20 protein-coding genes are annotated in these 19633 nt (G+C 63.0%); 4 read left to right on the forward strand and 16 right to left on the reverse strand.

Annotation, left to right across the window (positions count from 1 at the left end; translation table 11 throughout):
- Positions 1–7 precede the first annotated feature (7 nt).
- The 6 genes from RAD16_RS16800 to RAD16_RS16825 form a co-directional block, all read right to left on the reverse strand.
- Positions 8–1279 (reverse strand): efflux RND transporter periplasmic adaptor subunit, encoded by a 1272-nt coding sequence (locus RAD16_RS16800; RefSeq protein WP_458159003.1) that lies wholly within the window; start codon positions 1277–1279, stop codon positions 8–10.
- A complete protein-coding gene (locus tag RAD16_RS16805) occupies positions 1276–4458 on the reverse strand; it encodes an efflux RND transporter permease subunit (protein ID WP_458159004.1) in 3183 nt (1060 codons plus the stop codon). The genes RAD16_RS16800 and RAD16_RS16805 overlap by 4 nt, the downstream gene beginning before the upstream one ends.
- 73 nt (positions 4459–4531) lie before the next feature.
- Positions 4532–5452 carry an RNA polymerase sigma factor RpoH gene (gene rpoH, locus RAD16_RS16810; protein ID WP_458159005.1) on the reverse strand — a complete coding sequence of 307 codons (921 nt, stop codon included), beginning with the start codon at positions 5450–5452 and terminating at the stop codon, positions 4532–4534.
- Positions 5453–5512: 60 nt separating this feature from the next.
- Entirely contained in the window at positions 5513–6937 is a 1425-nt protein-coding gene (locus tag RAD16_RS16815) for an ATP-binding protein (RefSeq protein ID WP_458159006.1), read from the reverse strand.
- Positions 6938–6946: 9 nt separating this feature from the next.
- Complete coding sequence (locus RAD16_RS16820; RefSeq protein WP_458159007.1) at positions 6947–7627, reverse strand: response regulator transcription factor; 681 nt, start codon at positions 7625–7627, stop codon at positions 6947–6949.
- A gap of 77 nt (positions 7628–7704) precedes the next feature.
- Complete coding sequence (locus tag RAD16_RS16825; RefSeq protein WP_458159008.1) at positions 7705–7923, reverse strand: hypothetical protein; 219 nt, start codon at positions 7921–7923, stop codon at positions 7705–7707.
- Between the two features lie 196 nt (positions 7924–8119).
- Between RAD16_RS16825 and RAD16_RS16830 the strand changes: the two genes are divergently transcribed.
- Both RAD16_RS16830 and RAD16_RS16835 read left to right on the forward strand, forming a co-directional pair.
- The gene (locus RAD16_RS16830) at positions 8120–8380 is read left to right on the forward strand and encodes a hypothetical protein (protein ID WP_458159009.1); all 261 of its coding nucleotides are present in this window, start codon (positions 8120–8122) and stop codon (positions 8378–8380) included.
- Positions 8381–8665: 285 nt separating this feature from the next.
- Entirely contained in the window at positions 8666–9043 is a 378-nt protein-coding gene (locus tag RAD16_RS16835; RefSeq protein ID WP_458159010.1) for a hypothetical protein, read from the forward strand.
- A gap of 812 nt (positions 9044–9855) precedes the next feature.
- Here the strand turns inward: RAD16_RS16835 and RAD16_RS16840 are convergent.
- From RAD16_RS16840 to RAD16_RS16875, 8 genes are all read right to left on the reverse strand, one after another.
- Positions 9856–10455 carry a hypothetical protein gene (locus RAD16_RS16840; RefSeq protein ID WP_458159011.1) on the reverse strand — a complete coding sequence of 200 codons (600 nt, stop codon included), beginning with the start codon at positions 10453–10455 and terminating at the stop codon, positions 9856–9858.
- Between the two features lie 100 nt (positions 10456–10555).
- Complete coding sequence (locus tag RAD16_RS16845; RefSeq protein WP_458159012.1) at positions 10556–11542, reverse strand: DEAD/DEAH box helicase; 987 nt, start codon at positions 11540–11542, stop codon at positions 10556–10558.
- Positions 11543–12430: 888 nt separating this feature from the next.
- A complete protein-coding gene (locus RAD16_RS16850; protein ID WP_458159013.1) occupies positions 12431–13762 on the reverse strand; it encodes an LLM class flavin-dependent oxidoreductase in 1332 nt (443 codons plus the stop codon).
- A 3-nt stretch (positions 13763–13765) separates the two neighbouring features.
- Entirely contained in the window at positions 13766–14191 is a 426-nt protein-coding gene (locus RAD16_RS16855; RefSeq protein ID WP_458159014.1) for an OsmC family protein, read from the reverse strand.
- 31 nt (positions 14192–14222) lie between these two features.
- Complete coding sequence (locus RAD16_RS16860; protein ID WP_458159015.1) at positions 14223–15305, reverse strand: ABC transporter substrate-binding protein; 1083 nt, start codon at positions 15303–15305, stop codon at positions 14223–14225.
- A gap of 20 nt (positions 15306–15325) precedes the next feature.
- Positions 15326–16054: an ABC transporter ATP-binding protein gene (locus RAD16_RS16865; RefSeq protein WP_458159016.1), complete on the reverse strand. Its 729-nt coding sequence runs from the start codon at positions 16052–16054 to the stop codon at positions 15326–15328.
- The gene (locus RAD16_RS16870; protein WP_458159017.1) at positions 16051–16980 is read right to left on the reverse strand and encodes an ABC transporter permease subunit; all 930 of its coding nucleotides are present in this window, start codon (positions 16978–16980) and stop codon (positions 16051–16053) included. Before RAD16_RS16870 ends, RAD16_RS16865 begins: the two co-directional genes overlap by 4 nt.
- 35 nt (positions 16981–17015) lie before the next feature.
- Positions 17016–17360, reverse strand: a complete 345-nt coding sequence (locus RAD16_RS16875) for a hypothetical protein (RefSeq protein ID WP_458159145.1) — start codon at positions 17358–17360, stop codon at positions 17016–17018.
- 148 nt (positions 17361–17508) lie between these two features.
- Here RAD16_RS16875 and RAD16_RS16880 point away from each other — a divergent pair, with 148 nt between their 5' ends.
- Entirely contained in the window at positions 17509–17907 is a 399-nt protein-coding gene (locus RAD16_RS16880; RefSeq protein ID WP_458159018.1) for a VOC family protein, read from the forward strand.
- A 194-nt stretch (positions 17908–18101) separates the two neighbouring features.
- Here RAD16_RS16880 and RAD16_RS16885 read toward each other — a convergent pair whose 3' ends face one another.
- Complete coding sequence (locus RAD16_RS16885; RefSeq protein ID WP_458159019.1) at positions 18102–18449, reverse strand: hypothetical protein; 348 nt, start codon at positions 18447–18449, stop codon at positions 18102–18104.
- 74 nt (positions 18450–18523) lie between these two features.
- Positions 18524–19147, reverse strand: coding sequence for a helix-turn-helix domain-containing protein (locus RAD16_RS16890; protein WP_458159020.1), 624 nt, complete (start codon positions 19145–19147; stop codon positions 18524–18526).
- A gap of 24 nt (positions 19148–19171) precedes the next feature.
- Here RAD16_RS16890 and RAD16_RS16895 point away from each other — a divergent pair, with 24 nt between their 5' ends.
- The gene (locus tag RAD16_RS16895) at positions 19172–19321 is read left to right on the forward strand and encodes a hypothetical protein (protein ID WP_458159021.1); all 150 of its coding nucleotides are present in this window, start codon (positions 19172–19174) and stop codon (positions 19319–19321) included.
- Positions 19322–19633 lie beyond the last annotated feature (312 nt).

Here is a 19633-nt window from a genome sequence, read left to right on the forward strand (position 1 = left end):
CCCGTCCCTAGCTCACTTCGGTTTTGCGAACGGTGACCTTGCTGCTCTCCGTCAGATTGACCGCGGGATTGAGCACGACCTGATCGCCGGGCTGCACGCCATCGCGCACTTCCACCGTGGTGCCGAAATCCCTGGAGATCGAGACCGGCTGGAAATGAACGGTGCCGTTCCGCACCACCACGACGTGGAGACCGTTCTGGTCGAAGACAAGCGCGTCGGACGGGATCGTCATCGATGGCGTCTTGCGCGGGATCGACAGTTCGACCGTGCAATAGATCCCCGGGCTGAGCAGGCCGTCGGGATTGGGGACGTCTATCTCGGTCAGCAGCGTCCGGCTCCCCGGCTGCAGCGCTGTCGCGATCCGCGTCACCTTGCCTGGAAACGTCCGCCCGGGAATCTCGGGCACGCGGATGTCCGCATCGACGCCCGGACCGACGCCGAAAGCCTCGTCCTGCGGCACAAAGACCTGGGTCCGGATCACGTTGGCATGCATCAGCGTGAACATGAAGGTCGAGCCGGCCTGCACCAGGCTGCCATTGTCGACGTTGCGCTGCGTGACGACGCCGTCGAACGGCGCCACCACACGCTGGTAGGCCTTCTCCTGCTCGAGAACGCGGATCTGCGCCTGCTGCGCCGTGATGTTCGATTGCGCGACGCCCACTGCACCCTGCTGCGCGCGCAGAGTGAGACGGTCATTGTCGCCCTGTTGCGCCGTCAGCCAGCCCTGCTTGACGAGATTGCTGTCGCGCGAATTGGTGACGTCGGCGAGCTCCCGGCTCGCCTGCGCCTGCACAAGCGCGGCCTGGTTCTGCGCAAGCGTCGCCTGCGCCTGCGCGATCTGCTGGTCCAGCTCGGGCGCGGTGATTTCCGCGAGCAGGTCGCCCTTCTTGACCCGGTCGCCGATATCGACGTAGCGCTTCTCGATATAGCCGCTGGTCCGCGCGAAGATGTTGGCCGCCTCGAATGCCGTCGTCGTCGCCGGCAAGCTGACCTTCATGAGGTCGCCGCTGGGCCGGACCGTCGCCACCCGAACCTCTGGAACGTTGGTCCGAATCTGCTCTGCTATTGCAGCCACGTCACGCGCGGCCTCATAGTGCCGCCAGCCGCCGATGCCGAGAGCGCCCGCAAGCAAAAGGAGTACGCCGCCCCCGAGGAGCGCACCACCGTAACGGCGCCCGGATCGCGTGCCCTTGCCCGGCAGCTCCACGACCCGCGCGCTTTCCGCCCCGAGGCGCTCATTCGCCCCGTCGTCATCGGTCCTCATGCGAACATCGCTCATTCCGGTTGCTCCTCGAATACGCCATGGCGAGGCTTGCCGTCACTGCCCTTGCGCAGCATCGCAAAGAGGTAAGGCACGATCAGCAAGGTGGTCGGGGTCGCGAACAGCAGTCCGCCGATGACCGCCCGCGCGAGCGCTGCGTTCTGTTCCTCGCCCGGCCCGCCGATCGCCATCGGGATCATGCCCACGATCATCGCCGCCGCGGTCATCAGCACGGGCCGGATCCTAGTTCGGCCCGCGCTCAGCGCCGCCTGGAACGCCGAGTGTCCCTTCAACTGCTCGTCGCGCGCGAAGGTCACGAGCAGGATCGAATTGGCCGAGGCAACGCCGACCGCCATGATGGCGCCCATCAGCGAAGGCACGTTCAACGTCGTCCCGGTGATGAACAGCATCGTCACGATGCCGCAGAATGTCGCCGGTAACGCCAGGATGACGACGAAGGGATCGCCGAAATTCTGGTAGTTCACGACCATCAGCAGGTAGACGAGGATGGCCGCGAACAGCAGTCCGATCCCGAGATCCCGGAACGACTGATGCATGCTCTGGATCTGGCCGAGAACCTGGATCGAATTGCCCGGCTGCAACTGCTTTTGCAGCGTGGACGTCACCTTCGCGATGTCAGCCGCGACGCTGCCGAGATCGCGACCCTGCACGCTCGCATAGACGTCGTACACCGGCTGGACGTTGGCCTGGTTCGAGTTGGTGGGAACGGTGCCGCGCTTGAACGTCGCGACGTTGCTGAGGAGGCCGGGCACCGTTTGCCCGCTTGCGGCCATCGAGGCCGACACCGGCGTGTTGCCCAGGGCGTTCAGCGAATTGGCCCTGTATTCGGGCGTCTGCACCGCCAGGTAATAGGGGATGCCCGACGTCGGATCCGTCCAGAAGTTCGGCGAGACCTGCGCGGACGAGCTGAGGCTGACATTGATGTTGGTCGCTACCGTGCTCGCATTGAGGCCGAGCTGCGCGGCGCGGGTGCGGTCGATGTCAGCGTAGAATGCGGGGGCATCGACCTCCTGCTGCAGATGCGCATCGACGACGCCGGGAATGGCCGCAAGACTCTTCTGCAGCTCCTTGGCCACCGCCAGGTTGTTGGTGCCGTAACCGACGGTGCGGACATCGATCTGCGCGGGAAGACCGAAGTTCAGGATCTGCGTGACGATGTCGGCCGCCTGGAAATAGAACGTGTCCTCGGGGAACGCCGTCGGCAGCACCTGCCGCAGCTTCCTGATGTAATCCGCGGTCGGCTTGTGCCCGTCCTTCAGCGACACCAGAATGGTGCCATCGTTCACCCCGATGGTCGAACCGTCCGTGAATGCGAGATTGTAGGGACGCGCCGGCAGGCCGATATTGTCGACGATCAGCGCCCGGTCATGCTCCGGAATGACCTCGCGGATCTTGTCCTCGACCGCCTGGAAGATCGCTTCCGTACGCTCGATGCGCGTGCCCGCGGGCGCACGAACATGGAGCTGGATCTGGCCGCCATCGATCAGGGGATAGAAGTCCCGGCCGACATAGACGAACATGGTGGCGCCGAGCGCCAGTACTGCGACGGCGACGATTGGGACGATGACCCGATGCCGCAGCAGCGTCAGCAGGAGGCCGGAATAGCCATCGCGCAGGCGCTCGAAGCCGCGCTCGAACGCGGCGGAGGCGCGCGCGAAGATTCCCGACGGCGGCGCACCCTCGCCGTGACGGCGTTCGCCCTTCAGCAGCAGGCCGATGGTGATCGGCGTCAGCGTCCGTGACAACCCGTAAGACGCCAGCATCGCGAACACCACCGCAAGGCCGAGCGGCGTGAACAAATATTTGGCCGGGCCCTCCAGAAACACGACCGAGGTGAACACGCAACTGATCGCGAGCGTCGAGACCAGCGTCGGCACCGCGATCTCGGCAGCGCCGTGCAGGGTCGCTTCCGAGAGCGGCATGCCCTCCTCGGTCCAGAGCCGGTGCGTGTTCTCGATCGTCACCGTCGAGTCGTCGACGAGAATGCCGACCGCCAGCGCAAGCCCGCCGAGCGTCATCGTGTTGAGGGTCTCGCCGAGAAAATACAGGGCGACCAGCGAGGACAGCATCGCCAGCGGGATCGAGATCAGGACCACCAGCGTCGATCGCCATGACCCCAGGAACACCAGGATCATCAGCGCCGTGAGGCCGGCCGCGATCGCGCCTTCGCGCAGCACGCCATCGACCGAATGGGTGACGAAGATCGACTGGTCGAACAGCTCGTTGATCTGCATCCCCGCCGGCGCCGACGCGCGGATCGACGCCAGCGCCTTCTTCACGCCGTTGACGACGGTGAGCGTCGAGGCATTTCCGTTCTTGATGACGCTGAGCAGGACGGCGCGGTGGCCGTCCTCACGCACGATGTTCTGCTGGACCTGGGCGCCGTCGCGGACCTGGGCGACGTCCTTCAGGAAGATCGTGGCTCCGTTCACGAACTTGACCGGGATCATGTTGAGATCCTCGATCGTGGCCGGCGTCGCGTTGGAGCGAACGACGTACTGAGTGTCGCCGATCTTGGTCGTGCCGGTCGGCAGCGTCAGGTTCTGGGTGTTCACCGCGTTGACGATGTCGAGCGGCGTCAGCCCGCGCGACAGCAGCTTATTCGGATCGATGTCGACCATGATCTGGCGATACTTGCCGCCGGCGGGCGTTGGCAGCGTCACGCCGGGAACAGGCGCCAGTTGCTGGCGGACCCGGTAGATGCCGAAATCGTAGAGCTGCTCCTCGTTCAGGCTGTTGGATTCGAGGCTGAGCTGCAGCACCGGAACGCTCGAGGCGTTGAACTGCACGATGATCGGCGGCTGGATGCCCGGCGGCATCAGGGCGCGGATGGCGTTGGTTGCCGAGACGATCTGCGAGATCGCGAGATCGACGTTCACGTCCGGCTGAAAGTAGATCTTCTGAACCGACAGGCCGTTGAGCGTCTGCGCCTCGATATTCTTGATGCCGCTGACATTGGCGCTGATCGAATACTGGCTGTAGGTGCTGACCCGCTGCTCCATCTCCGGCGTCGACAGGCCGGTGTAGCTCCAGATCACCGTGACGACGGGAATCCGGATCTCCGGGAAGATGTCGGTGGGCATCGAGCGGATCGCGATGCCGCCGAGAAATAGGATCAGCGCCGCAAGCACATAAAATGTGTGCGGAAGCCGGAGCGCGAAGCGAACAATTCCCATGGTGGTCTGCCTGGAGCAAGTGGATCGTCGGTCAGGTGAGGACGACCGGACCGTCGATCAAATGAAAACGAATTCAGATGCTCCGTGCGTTGCGCGCGGCATCCTGCGCGGCGAGGATGACGGCGCGCTTGACCTTGGCAAAGGCGCGCATCTCGATCTGCCGGACCCGCTCGCTGGAGATCGACAATTCGCGGGCGAGCTGATCGAGCGTCACGGGACATTCGGACAGCCGCCGCGCCTCGAACACACGACGCTCCCGCCTCGCGAGCCCGCCCAGCGCGGTGCGCAACGCCTTGGAACGCTCCTCGGTCTGCTCGTGATCGGCCAGCACCGTCTCGGCGTCGAGCGCGCCATCGACCAGCAAGGCTTCCAGCTCGGTTCCGCTCTCCTCGTCCCCGACGCGCGCGTTCAGCGACATGTCGCCGTTGAGCCGCGCGTCCATCTCCATCACCTCGCGCGCCGTCACCTCGAGCTTGCCGGCGATCAGCTCGGCGACATCAGGCGTGAGCCCGGCCATCACGCTGCCGGTGGCCTTCCTGATCTCGCTGCGGAGCTTGAAGAACAGTTTTTTCTGCGCCGCCGTCGTGCCGATCTTCACCAGCGACCAGGACCGCAGGATGTATTCATGAATGGCCGCCTTGATCCACCACATCGCATAGCTGGAGAAGCGCGCGCCACGGCCGGGCTCGAAGCGCGACGCCGCGATCACGAGGCCGAGATTGGCTTCGGCGATCAGATCGACCAGCGGAAGGCCGTAGCCCTGGTAGCCGCGCGCCAGCTTGGCGGCGAGCCGAAGGTGGCTGGTGACGAGCGCGTCCGCCGCGCTCCGGTCCCGCGTCTCCTGCCAGCGACGCGCAAGCTGTTGCTCCTCACCCGGTTCGAGCAATTCGTAGCGCCGGATGGTCGCGGCATAGGCGCTGAGAAACGGCGCCGCGACCTGCGCCTCCGGCGCAGCAACGGGACGGTAGCTCGCAAGTTCGTGGCTAGTCTGCATGTGTCGCTCCCATAGTCCAAGCCGGCTGACGAATTTGAAAAAAAGCGCGCAACGTTCGGGTCATCCCATCTGGTCCGCATCTGCGTGCTGCAATGTGCGGGGACGGCAGGCCGCGGATTTGCGCGCCCTTGCGACCCAGGCGAGGATCTCGATGCGCCCGCCGGGACCGGGGCCGATGATCAGCCGGAAGCCGTGCAGCTTGACGATCGCGGCGACCAGGCTCAGGCCGAGCCCGACGCCGGGCGTATGGCGCATCTTGTCTGAGCGGTAGAACCGCCGCAGCACCGCCTCGCGCTCCTGCTCGCTGATGCCGGGCCCGGTGTCGCTCACACGCACAAGGGCCGCGTCATCCTCCGCGTCGAGCGCGAGCTCGACCCGTCCGCCCGGTGGCGTGAACTTGATTGCATTGTCGACGAGATTGGCGACCGCCTCGAACAGCAGGTCGCGGTCGCCCCACACCTGCACGTCGCGATCGATGACGACGCCGAGATGGATGCGCTTGTCTTCGGCGATGGGCTCGTAGACGTCGCACACCTCGCGCAGGATCTCGTCGAGCGCGACCTCGCCGAAGCCGGCCATGCGGCGGTTGTTCTCGATCTCGGTGAGGCGCAGCAGGGCGGTAACGATCGCCAGTGCCTGGTCGACGCCGGCGATGGCCTTGTCGGTGATCTCCTGGAGCTGTTCCAGCGTCACCGCATGCGTGCGCCCGCGCTCCAGCGCCAGGCGGACGCGGGTGAGCGGCGTCCTGAGATCGTGCGCGATGTCGTTGCCGACGCCGGCCAGCGCGTTGATCATCGTCTCCATCTCGTCGAGCATGCGGTTGACGATCCGCGCCAGCCGCGCGAAGGAATCGTCGGTGCTGCCCTCCGGCAGCCGTTCGCGCAGTTCGCCGGCGACGATGCGCTGGACCCGCTGGTTCACTTCCTCGACGCGCTTGTGGGCACGGATGCTGAGCCAGGCGCCGGCCAACAGGCACAGGCTGAAGGCCGGCAGCAGGCCGAGCGCCAGCGCCTCGCCGACCACGCTCGAGATCTCGTGCGTCTCGTCGACGTTCCGTCCCATCACCAGGATATCGCCGCCGGCGAGACGCCGGCCGGACGCCCTGACGACCGGACTGTAGGCTGCCGACTTCTCGAACAGATCGAGCCGCACGCCCTGCACCGCGCCGCCGAGCCCAAGCTCGGGCGGCACGCGGCCGATATTGCCCGCAAGGCGATTGCCGGCGGCATCGAACAGTCCGGCGTATTGCACGCCCCTGGAATCCTGATCGAGATGATCGGTGATCGCGCTGATGCGGCGCGCCGGCGGCAGATCTGCGATGTAGTGGACCTGCGTGGCAATCATGCGGTCGGACCGCGCGACCAGATAGGCATCGAGCTTCCAGTAGATGAACGCGAACAGCGCGACCACGAACAGCGCGAAGGCCGCGGCCACGGCGAGGGCCCACAGAAACGTGCTGGAGCGGATCAACTGAGTCCGGTGCATGCCGCGCCCCTATTGCCGCGAGCGCAGCACGAAGCCGGAGCCGCGCACATTGTGGATCAGCGGCGTCTCTCCGGGGCCGTCGACCTTGTGGCGCAGCCGGCCCATATGCACGTCGATCAGGTTCGTGGTCGCCGGGACGAATTTGTAGTTCCAGACCTCCTCGAGCAGCATCGCGCGCGTCAGGAGCTGATCGTTCCGGCGCATCATGTATTCGAGCAGGCGGAATTCGCGCGGCAGCAGATCGAGCTCGCGATCGCCGCGCCGCGCGGTCCGCTCGATCAGGTCGATCACGAGCGGCCCGACCTGCAAGGTGGTGACGCGGCAATCGGTCGGACGACGCAGCAACGCCTCGATCCGCGCCACCAGCTCGACCAGCGCGAACGGTTTTGTCAGATAATCGTCCCCGCCCATGCGCAGGCCGCGCACGCGGTCATCGACCGCGCCGAGCGCGCTCAGGACCAGGACGGGCGTCCGGACCTGATCCTTGCGCAGCGTCTCGATCACGGTGAGCCCGTCCATGCCCGGCAGCATGCGATCGACGATCATCGCATCCGGGCTCGACGCACGCGCGCGGCCGAGGCCGTCGATGCCGTCACCGGCCCATTGCACATCGAAACCGCGATCGCCGAGTTCGGCGAGGATCACTTCTGCGGTTTCAGTGTCGTCCTCGATCAGGAGAATCCGGTTCATCAGCTTCGTCCCATGGTCCGCGCAGCGCTTCGGCGCACGGTGGGACGGCACGGGTTCGGCGGCGCGCGGTGTCATGTTCAGTGTCCGCGCACGTCGGACGCGCGGCGCTGATGCCGCGTGATGCCGGCCGCCCGCTGCCTGACGAGGTAAGCTTGCGGCGCGCGCGGCGCCATTAAATTGCGGTTCATGTTGCCGACGGCGCGAGCCGCCAACGGCACGAGTGCGCCGACGATGCGTGTTACAAATGTAATGATCATCTTGCGGGCTCCGCTTTCGAACTGCGCTGCATCGAACATATGTTCTCAACGCACGGACCGTCGTCCGGGGGGCCACGGATGTTATGGATTCGCACGATCGTGCTCGAGACGCCGCATCGGCTCACAGGCGGTTGAAATGCGGTGAGCAATTCGTGCGTTTAAATCGCAGCCCTTCGCTCACATCTCGATGGTGCAGCCGCTTGATCGGCCTGACGTCAAACGAAGGAGAAAGCGAATGACCACGTCAAAATTGTTGTCGATGGGATTGATTGCAGCGGCCATGCTCGGCGGCCCCGTGATGGCGCGCGAGCATCATGGCATGGCGCGGCAGCCGGCGGCGAACGCGGATACGATGGACGCGAACGCGGCGGTCTATCCGGCCTATTCCGCCTATCCGGGCGAACGCGCCTGCGTTCCTGCACCGCGCGTCGGCGCCTTCGCCACCGCGCCGTGGACCGGCAACAACGTGCCGTGCGAGCCGGGCACCGGCTACTGATCGCACCATCGCGGCCAGCCGGACTGATCCGCAGGCCGCAGCAATCTCACGTCACAGGGAGCGAGCTGAAGATTCAGCCCGCTCCTTTGCGTGTGTCGCGGCCACGCCGTGCGATCACGCGGCCGAGTAGTGCGTTTCATATCTGACGCCGAATTCAGTTGGATTGCCGCGCACCGCACCTACCTCTCCTTCATCGCATGCGCGTCCATCGCCAACCTCGCGAACAGCACGACGCGAAGCGAAATTCAGCGATGGCCGCGCGGCTCAACACGAGAGGAGTCTTCCATGAAACGAGCAATCATGATTCTGGCGATAGCAGCGCTCGCCTCGACACTCGCCGTCGGCACGGCCTATGCGCACGGCGGTGGTGGCGGCGGCGGCCACGGCGGCTTTGGCGGTGGCGGGGGACATATGGGCGGCTTTGGCGACGGCGCGCATTTCGGCGGCATGGGCCATGAGGGTGGATTCGGCGGCGCTCACTTCGGCGGCGCCCATTTCGGCGGCGAGCACCTCGGCTTCGGCGGCCATGTCGGTGGCATGCGCCAGCACGCGTTTCACCGCGGTGACCACTTCCGGTCCGGATACGGATTCTACGGCTACCCGGATTGCTCTGACTGGTACGAGCTGCATCCCTACTCACCGCTACCGCTGAGCTGCAGCTAGCGACACGACGCCGATCGGTCCGGACCGCGCCAGTCGCGGTGCGGGCCGACCGGACTGCGCAGCATCAGCGCTGCGCACGAGGCGTCATGACCGAGAACGCAGCTTCGCGTTCTCGCGGCACAAATCGCCCGAGCTTTGCTTGATCGTTCCGCCCTCAAGCCAAGAGGGCGCAGGGAAGACCGGGTGCCGGCTGGCACCTGCGGTCCGCTGCGCGAAGAGTAGCGCAAGGAGACCGCACAGCAGATACAGGTGAAGCCTAACACGCGGCCTTCCCTGCGCGATGGTCGGACGGCTTATGCCGTGCTCTCTCGGGAGCCGAGTTCCTTCTGGCCTCCCTCACCCTAGCGAAAGTCACCGGCATCGCGCCGGTTGACGCTGATGCCGCATCCACCAGGGCTTGACCGTAGCAACGACGGCCAGGACCACACGGTTTTGCCGTACGCACGGCCCGCTCCTCGCCGCAGTTTTCCCGGCCCTGTCGACGAAGCCGGAAACTTACTGGCGAAACGAACCTGACAGCGCCGTTCGTCCGCACAACGTTTTGGGCTCACGGAGAGCAATCCGCCCTGCCCAATCCTGTCGTGCCGACGCTGCCGCGTCCACCGCAAGCCCGGCTCGCGTATCGTGACGACCACACGATCGCCCCTCAAGGATGAGCCGGGATGGGGGATACATACGATAAATCCGAATTTCGGTAAAGTGGAATATTTTTATGGAGAGGGGTTGACGGGGGCGAAACAGAGGCGCGCCCACTGAACTCAAAATGTCACAGGACGACTAAGAACGCCTCACTAAACGCGCTGGGATCGGTATCATCCACGTGGACTCCAATCGCTCCGTGATTGACGACATCTGCCATGACCAAAGGATGCGGGTGCTTCCAGTTTTTCGGTGGCTTTGCCGAGACAACACAGGCCTGCGGGGCGAAGTGCCGCCACAACCGAAGACGAATAGTTCTTTACGGAGCCATGATGTGGCAAACCGAATGTCGAGACGACCTGTGCCTGCTGCTTATAGTGTTCAAGTAAGTCCGCAGCCTCTACGTGCCCCTTCAAAGGAATATCACCTGTTCCGAGCCAACCTATCTTCTCGACATGATCAAATGTCATTAGATTTAGGAACAGCATTTTCCCGGATCCTCCGGTCCGCTGGGGGCCAGAGTACACACAAAGTGACGTCAAATTCCGATCGCCAAAAGCAGACTTATACGCTGCTGCAAGCACTTTCGTCTTATGCAAAACCAAATCGGAGAGCATCGCGGGATTATTGATGGTCGCCCGAAAAGAGAGCCATGGCCAGTTCAACAAGCGCTCGGCTTCCCGCTCAAAATTGAAAACTCTCGCTTGCTCGCAGGGACGCACATACGGCTTGAATATCCAAGAGGCCATGCCGGCAGACACATGGATGATCATATCATCGAAGATGACGTGTACTGCCGCTGAGACATCTGCGGTGGGGATCGATCTAGCGGGCGCGCCCCTCCGCGAGCCACCGTCTAAAACTACCTTTGCGCTAAACGCGCGCGTTAGCAGCACTAACTTCTCGCGTATGGACATAATCAGCTCGACGCCCTCTAGCTCGATATGCCTCGACGATTTGTCGGCAGTGTTCAAGATTCAGTGCCGACGCGATGATCTTTAGACGCAGCTCCCCCGTTTGATCGCGAAGCCGATCAAGCTCTCGAATAGATGCATCGACAATCGTATTCAGAGTTTCGGTTGAGGTCACGATGCTGCGACGAAAATCAGCTTCCGTCTCTCCGAGACGCTTCACTTCATCGAGTGTGACTTCGATCTCTTCACTGTCTTCTCGACGGACATACCGCAATGTGCGTGGATTGAGCTGAACAGCCTTGAGGCGCTTTACGTAGCCCTCCTGAATCGCCCGATAAACCGGATAAGAGTACAGAATCCGACCTGCCATCAGTTGGCCATCAGCTCGCAAGGGCGTCGCGCTAAGATTTACAATTCGTGCGGTCGGGAATTTTGTGCGGAGCGTTTCCCAGCTTTCCGCGACGCTATGATGCCCCTCATCAAATAGGATCAGATCGAAGAAGTCCGCTGGCAAAGACTGCAACCAACGATTTTGGTCTCCTTGGAGCTGCTGAATGTTTGTAACAACAACATCCGCCTCTTCCAAATCAGCTCGATTCGTTGTCGTGCCACGAATCACCACAGGTTCTGGGAACGGCGCTCCGTCCAAAATGCGGCACTTCTGATAGAACATCATTGGCTTTGTAGGATCGAAATCATCGGCCAACTGATCCGCAATGTTAACTCCCAGAGCAACGACCAACGCTCGTCGGGATCGCGCGGCAAATGGCGCGAGAGTAATCATGCCCGACTTGCCGCATCCAACGGGCAGCACGATTCCAACCTCGCGTTCGGCTGCTGCCGTTTGATAGTGGGCCTCCAACCGCTCGTAGGCCTCACGCTGGGGTGTGCGCACATTTGGATTGCCGAAAATGGCCGGAGTGCGCGTCTGGAATATTCGTGGCATGGTTACAACCCTTGATGCGCGCCGGCTGAAATCAGCGGGCGACGGCAAATGCATTTGAGAAAAGTTCGCCGCACTGCACGCAATCGCAGATTGCGACTCACATAAATGATCGCGCGGCGAAAGGAATTTTGGAAGACCGGCGGCCTAATATTTTAGGAGGGGGGACTTCGAAAGCCGAACGATGGGGACCATGTCGAAGCTGCGCTCAACCCACCTTAAGCGCTAGCCGATTTCACAAGGAGATGGTTTGGTAGCGGGGGACCGCGACACCCCGAAACCCACTATTTCGGCAGCTCTGTTTTCCTACCGGAGAGCAGCCTAACTCGGAACGTCGGATCCCGATAGTTCACCAAGAACCGCCGTTCATGCGCGATCTGTCGCCGCCCAAATGGTCGGCTAACAGGTTCAAATCGGGGAGGCGCAACCACCGATACCGACATTCGGTTCAAGTTCAGATCTGACGAGGGAAGCCCCTGCATCCCGAACGCAGTGAGCATCTTCTAAGTCATTGACTTTCTTGATACGGCGACCCCGTCGGTCGCGTTCTGTTCAAGTTCGTTTCGCCCAATTTCGTTGCGATTTCAATGCGGCATTCCTCGACGGAACGACAGCTGACGACAAGATGAGATCGCCTAGTGAACTGAAACTGGATCTCCATCTCGGCCGGGCGTTGCATTTCCAAATGGCAGGTGGCAGCACCCTGCGCTTCCGATAAAGCCGCCGATTAAGAGACAGCCCCGGGCTGAGTACAATCAATGACTTACTGGTCGTACTACTGGGCTTATTTGCCTTTAATTGAGCATTCGTCGCACGACCATGATACCTCGTTGCGCCGAGTATTTTGGGAGCGACTAAAACTGAAGAGTTAGGATGGCCCAAAGGCGCCCGTCAACTCTCCGGGCGGGGCAGGCCTAGCGAGTGGCGCAACGTCGAGCCGTCGTACTCGGTCCGGAACAGGCCGCGACGTTGCAGCTCCGGCACGAAGCCATGGACCAGTTCCTCCAGGCCACCCGGAAGATATGGGACCTGCAACATGAAGCCGTCGCAGGCGCCGGCCTCGAACCACTCCTGCATCCGATCAGCGACCGTACCGGGCGTGCCGGCAAATCCACTCGTGGTTCTCCCGGCGCCGTAACGCTGTCCGAGCTCGGCGAGGCTCAAGCCCGAGCGGCGCGTCAACTCGGAGACCTCGCGATAGTGCCCTTCGACGCCGGGCACGTCGAGGTTCTCGGGCAGGACCTGATCCTGCGGGAAACGCGAGAGATCGACACCGAGGTGATAGGACAATGTCGAGAGACCGGACTCCGGATGCGACAATTCATGGAGCTGATCGTGCAGCGCCTTGGCCTGCTTCTCCGTGTCGCCAATGACCGGGACGATTCCGGGCAGCACCTTGATCGTATCGGGGTCGCGACCGAAACGGACCGCGCGGGCGCGCAAATCGTTGCGGAATTCGACCGCGACGTCGATCAGGCCCGGTGTCACGAAAATGATCTCGGCCCAGCGCGCGGCGAAATCCCGGCCACGATCCGAAGCGCCGGCCTGGATGAAGACTGGGCGCCCTTGCGGCGGCCGGCTGACATTGAGCGGCCCGCGCACGTTGAACCACTTTCCGGAATGATCGATCCGGTGCACCCGGGCAGGGTCGGCAAACAGCGGCGTCTGGCGATCCCGAACCAGCGCACCGTCCTCCCACGAATCCCACAACTTGGTCACGACCTCGAGAAACTCGTCGGCGCGCTCATAGCGCCCCTCGCGCGAGAGCTGCTCGGTCAGGCCGAAATTATGCGCCTCCGCTTCCTGGAACGAAGTGACAATGTTCCAGGCGGCGCGGCCGCCGCTGAGATGATCGAGCGTCGCGAGCGCCCGTGCCAGCACATAAGGCTGGGCATAGGTCGTCGAAATGGTCGCGCCGAGACCGAGATGCTTCGTCGCGCCCGCGATGATCGAGAGCACGACCAGCGGATCGAGCCGCAAGGCACCGAGAGCGCCGTAGCGAAGCTGGCTGTCGAGGCTGCCGCCCAGCGTGTCCGGGATCGCGAGGATGTCGGCTATGAACAGAAGATCGAAACGCCCCTGCTCCAGCAAGCGGCCGATGTTCTGGTAATAAGCGGCCGACAGCAGATCGCCGTCCGCTTCAGGATGCCGCCATCCGGCATGGCTGCCGGAGACGGGTCCTGCGGAGACAAAGGCGGCCAAGTGTAGTTTCTTGTCAGGCATGGATCAGCTCACAGTCCAGGAGATCTCGACGGGACCGCCGCGCTTCAGCGTGTTGTAGATCGGGCAGTTGGCGGTGAAGCCGGCAACCAGCGTCTCGGCCTCGCCGGCCGTCACTCCGGACAGGCGCACTGCTATACGAATCCATTCGTACCGCGTCGGATCGGTCGCGTGGCGCTCGAAGGAGACTTCGGATCCGGCCTCGCGCAGCACGATCCCTTGCTCTTTTGCGGTCTTTTGAATGAGCCCGAGCGAGCAGCTGCCGAGCGACGACAGCAGCAATTCGCCTGCGTTGATCGCTTCGCCCGGACCGCCAACGGCGACACGCTGGTCCGAGACGAAATGGTTCTTGCCCGCACTGAGCAAATAGCGGCCGAATTGGCCGATGGTGGCGGAGGTGATCAACACCGTCTCGCCGGTTTGCGCGTTCATGATGTTTCTCTCGTGTTGTCGGCGTTGCAGCTTAAGCGCCGAGCTCCAGCGCAACGGCCTTCTTCGCCCCGTCGAACTGCGCGCCAAGCAGGAACGAGCGGACGTCGACTTTGTTCGGGAGCACGCCGAGGGCCTGGAAATTGTCGGCGAGATCCTGGGTCGACGCTGCCGCCGCCTCATCGATCGGCCTGAGCGCAACCGCAGTCGACTCGGACAGCCTGGCATCGCGCACGAGTTTCTCGTAGACGGCCTGCTCGGTCCCATTCGGCGGAAAGCCGCCTTGCGAAGCCCACAGCGCAACGGACTCGGCCGGATGCGCGAAGATGTAGGCCTGGGTCTCCTTGATGATCTTCACGAACTTGGCGAAGAGCTGCGGATATTTCCCTGCGATATCGCTGCGCGCGACGTAGAAGGCGTAGTCGTAGGTCTTCACGTCGGGCAGCAGGCGGGCCTTACCGCCGAGCTTTGTCAGCGCCAGCGCCGTGGCCGGCTGCCAGTGAATCCAGCCGTCGATGCTGCCTTGCGCGAAGGCCGTGAACGCATCCGCTCCGTTCAGGCTGACGGCCTGCACATCAGGCAACCTGAGACCGGCGGTTTCCAGATATTTGATCAGGCTGTAGGTGCCGGTCGTACCGTTTTGGTGGGCGATCTTCTTGCCCTTCAGATCGGCTGCGGTCTTGATCGACGAATTGGCCTGCACCAGGAAATCGACCTCATCGACCGGCAACGGATAGGCCGCAAGCGGCACGATCGGCACGCGCGCCGGAACGGCGTTCACGACCGCCGTCGCCGTGGCAAAGGTGAAGTCGACGGAGCCGGCCTTGATCGCTTCCATCACCGGCAGCGATGCCGTAAATCCGGGTTGCCAGACGATTTTGGTGCCGAGCTCCTGTTCGAGATTGCGGCCGCCCACGCCGGCGCGCAGCGAGGCCCAGACGCCGGTGCGGCCGTCCCCGATCACCGCGACGGTCAGTTGCGGCGGCACCGCATCGGCGGCATTTGCACGCGAAGCCCCGGCTGCCCCGGCCGCGGCTGCCGCAAATCCAGCACCGATCGACAGCACCGAGCGCCGCGAGAGACTAGCGCCACCGCGCGTCGAACCACCCAAAGTCATAGCTTCATCCTTTCGTACTGTTATGCAACGGCGGCCAAATCGCGCTCGGCCGTCAGCAGACCGTCGAGCAGTTCCTCTTTCAGAGCAGACAACACCGGGTCCCCACGATGCCGCGGACGCGGCTGGTCGAAGACCAGATCACGCGCGATGCCGCCGTCCTTGACCAGGAGGACCCGATCGGAGAGCAGCAACGCCTCCTCTACGTCGTGGGTCACCAGCACTACGGTGCGGGGCCGCGCGACCAGCAGTTGCCCGAGTAGCAACTGCATCGCAGCCCTGGTGATGGCGTCGAGCGCCCCGAACGGCTCGTCGAGCAACAACAGGTCCGGCTCATGAATCAGCGCTCTTGCCAGAGCCACACGCTGACGTTGACCGCCCGACAACCCGATCGGAAACTCACTCTCCCGCCCCCTCAGCCCGACAGCTTCGAGGATGCGCCCGGCGTCATCCTTCCTGCCTTTGATGCCCAGCAGCACGTTGCCGAGCACAGTTCGCCACGGCAAAAGGCGATCCTCCTGGAACATCAGACGCACGTCCGCCTTGTGGCCCGTCGTCCGGAGCTCGATGCGACCACCTGAGGGGGCGTCCAGTCCCGCCACGAGGCGCAGAAGCGTCGACTTGCCGGCGCCGCTCGGCCCGATGATCGAGACGAACTGGCCGGCCGCGATGTCGAGATCAACGTGATCGAGCACCTTGCGGCCGGCGAAGGATTTGCCGACCGAACGCAGGTTGACGCTGGCTCCGCTCATGCGCTGGCCCTGCCGGCATAGTTCGGATGCCAGCGCAGTAGCCGCCGCTCGATCAAGCGCGTGACGAAATCCGACAGCCAGCCCGCGATGGCGTAGAGGATAATGGCCAGCACAATGATGTCGATGCGCAGCAGTTCGCGAGCATTCTGCACGAGGTAGCCAACGCCATCCCGCGAGGCGATCGTTTCACCGACCACCAGCGTGAGCCACGCCACGCCAAGCGCATAGCGCATGCCAACCAGGATCGGCTGGAGCGCTGCCGGCAGAATGATGGACCAGACCAGCTCGGCGCCCCCGAGGCCGTAGGACTTCCCGAGCTCGACCAGCTTGGGATCGACATTGCGGATACCGCCGACCGTATTGATGTAGACCGGGAAGAGCGACCCCATCGCGACGAGAATAAGCCGCGGCTTCTCGCCTATGCCGAACCAGAGGATCATCAACGGCACCAGCGCCAGGTGCGGAATGGTCCGGATCATCTGCAAGGATCGATCGAACAGATCGTGCATCGACTCGAACAGCCCGACAGTCAGACCGAGCAACAACCCGCCGAGGGCGCCGATGCCGAAACCTATCGCCACCCGGCGAAGGCTGACGAGGATGTCGTGTTGCAACTCGCCGCGCTCGGCGAGCTGCCGCGCTGCATCCCAGATGTCTGACGGCGCCGGAACGATCGCCGTGGACACAATCTCTGTCACCGAGAGGAATTGCCAGACGAGAATGAGGCCGAATGGCGGGAGCCACGGCAGAATGAGCGAACGCCATGCCAGGCCCCGTGCGCGCGACCGCAACTCCACCGATGCGTGCGCGACGTTGGCCACCACCGTCACCACGGGTTCGCCGGCACGATGGAGCGGTTCCGCGCGACCAGCTGCAGGCGCTGCCGTCGCATCGGCACGCCCTGAAAGCAGTGACGCATCCGTCATAAAATCGATCTCGCTCCGTCTTGTTCACGACGATGTCACCTTCGCAAAGTCCGGCGCGCAATTCGATGGTAGCAAAATTCATTTTTCGCGCGTCGGCGCCTAAGCCGTTCTACTGCACGCGGAAGCTCGAAGAATGTCCTTTCAAGGCTGTACTGCTCCGCTCGATTTGGCGCGATTGGAAGATTTGTTTCCTGGCCGAACGCGATTGCGCAGAATTGCGCGGCGACAAAATAGCTGTAGGGCGCGTTGCCGCGATGCCGACGCATTTGTTGCCCGCCACGCGCAAAATTTGGAATGGCCAGGCCTGTTCGTTTCGCTTCTCCTAAGCGAAACGCCGATCGCGCAGCAAAAACCGCGAAGCGATCCGCGACATCAATCATCAAGGGCTATCCATGACCGCTCGCTTCCCTCCCATTGCTCTCCCGGCGCCGCCGGAAACATCACCTTCCTGATCGACTCGCTCGGCAGCACCTGGATCCCGAACAACAGCTCGATCTCCAGCTTCCAGTGAGATCAAGGAGCTCGCTCATGAAAGTCCTCAATATCCTGACGCGGCGACACCTGGCGCTGGATGAACTCGATGCGGCCGTCACCTTCTACGAGACGTTGATCGGCCAGAATGCGCGTCTCCGGTTTGACTACCCCGAATACGATCTGCGGTTGGCGCAAGTCGCATCGATCCTCTTCATCGCTGGGACCGAACAGAGTCTGAAGCGGTTCACCGCGACGCACATGACATTCATGGTGGAGGACATCGAGGCCTTTGCAGCGCATCTCCCCACGGTCGGCGCGACGATCCTTGAGCCGCCGAAGCCGGTCCCGACAGGACGCAACATGCTGGTGCGCCACCCGGACCAGACGCTGGTCGAATATGTCGAGCACACCGACAAGCATCCGGCCGACATGCTGTCCTCAGCCTCTAGCTGATCTGGCCATCTCTATTTCCTGGCGCGGAAACCACCAGGTCGCCCTGCCCGCGATCGACCATGCCGCTACCTATCCAATATAACGGATACTTCTCCGCTATAGGCTACAGGCGAGATCCCAGACCGCACATGGCCTCCACTTTGTTGGACGAAAGGGAACGAGACAAACATTTCGCGATTCACATGCATCGCAGCTCATTTTATCTCCATTATCAGCGCAACCGAGAGCTTCTTGCTCTGACCCCGGAGAATGACGATGAACACCGCAATGCAGATGATGCCCATGCCGATGATGATGGGCAGCATGATGAACCCCGCCATGGCCGGCAGCATGATGCCGATGATGAACATGATGGGCATGCCGATGATGATGCCCTGCCAGGTCAAGTGCACCATGACCCCCGCCGGCATGACCTGCGAGATGGCGCCGATGGACCCCGCCATGAAGGACATGTTCACCAAGTGCTGCGAGAGCATGATGAACATGATGCAGATGGGAATGCCCATGATGATGTGCTGCGGCGGTATGATGATGATGTGCATGCCGATGAAGGCCGCCTGAGCGGCGCTTCGGAAGCGAGCGACGCGGGGCCGGCTTCACGCCGGCCCTTTGCTCTTCAGCCCGCCGCGTCCGCATAGGTCATGACGAGGTAAAGCACTGCTTCGCTGGCGACCAAATTCTTGTAGACATGCGGCACGTCCGCGTCGAACAGGATAGCATCCCCCTCTGTCAGAGTCTGCGGCTTGTCGAGCCCGGCCGTGATCTCGACGGCGCCCTTGGCAACAAAGAGATTCTCGCGCGTGCCCGGCACATGCGGCTCCGCCGCCTCACTGTGAAGCGGGCCGATCCTCAGCTCATAAAATTCAACCGCATGATGGCCGTCGAACGGAAACAGGGCGCGGGAGGTGAACTGACCCTGGCTTGACGTCAGCAGCTTGGCATCGCCGCGGCGCAAGACCTTTGGACCTCGCGGGACTTCAGTCTGAAGCAGGTTGGCGAACGGCACATGGAGCGCGCTTGCGACCTTCCAGAGCAATGTGATCGTGGGAACGCTCTTCCCGGTCTCGATCTGCCCGAGCATGGCCCGGCTCACGCCGGACTGTTTGGCAAGCCGTTCGAGCGAATGGCCCTGGCTGGTTCGCAGACGGCGCAAATTGCGGCCCAGTACCACGGGCAGGTCGAGATCGTTTGAGGATGATGCATTCGTGTCCGGCGACGAAGCGACGTGCCCGCCGCTCATGAAGCATCCCATTGCAGTGGCGACATGGTTGTCACCGGCATCGGCACCCAGACCCAGGTTGGCCAGAACCAGCAGAGCGGCATGGGAGCGCCGGTCATGAAAGGACCCGTGCCGAGACTTGCCGACGGCGTGGTCGAAGCCGCAGCCTGCTGTCTGCTTCGTTCCGATCGATAGGCAGCCAGATCAATAATCCGCGCTGAACTCGTAGGCTCTGTCACCTGTGTGATCCGCGTTCGATTGCAATACGCGATATCCTAGTTCCGCCGGCACGTCCGGCAAGCTCTCGCCAAACAAAACAACACCGGGCCTGCAAAGCCGCGCCAAAGAGCAAAGGCTTCTCGAATCAACGCGTCCGCCAGCGGCCGGCTGCTTCTCTGCTCCCCGCTTGGCGGCAGTGCTCGCCGCGACGGCGGGCGGACCGGTTCGACGCATGCTACAAATCGTCGATGCGTATCTCACCGCTGTGAGAATACGTTTCTTCGATGA

The sequence above is a fragment of the Bradyrhizobium sp. 18BD genome (assembly GCF_054185225.1).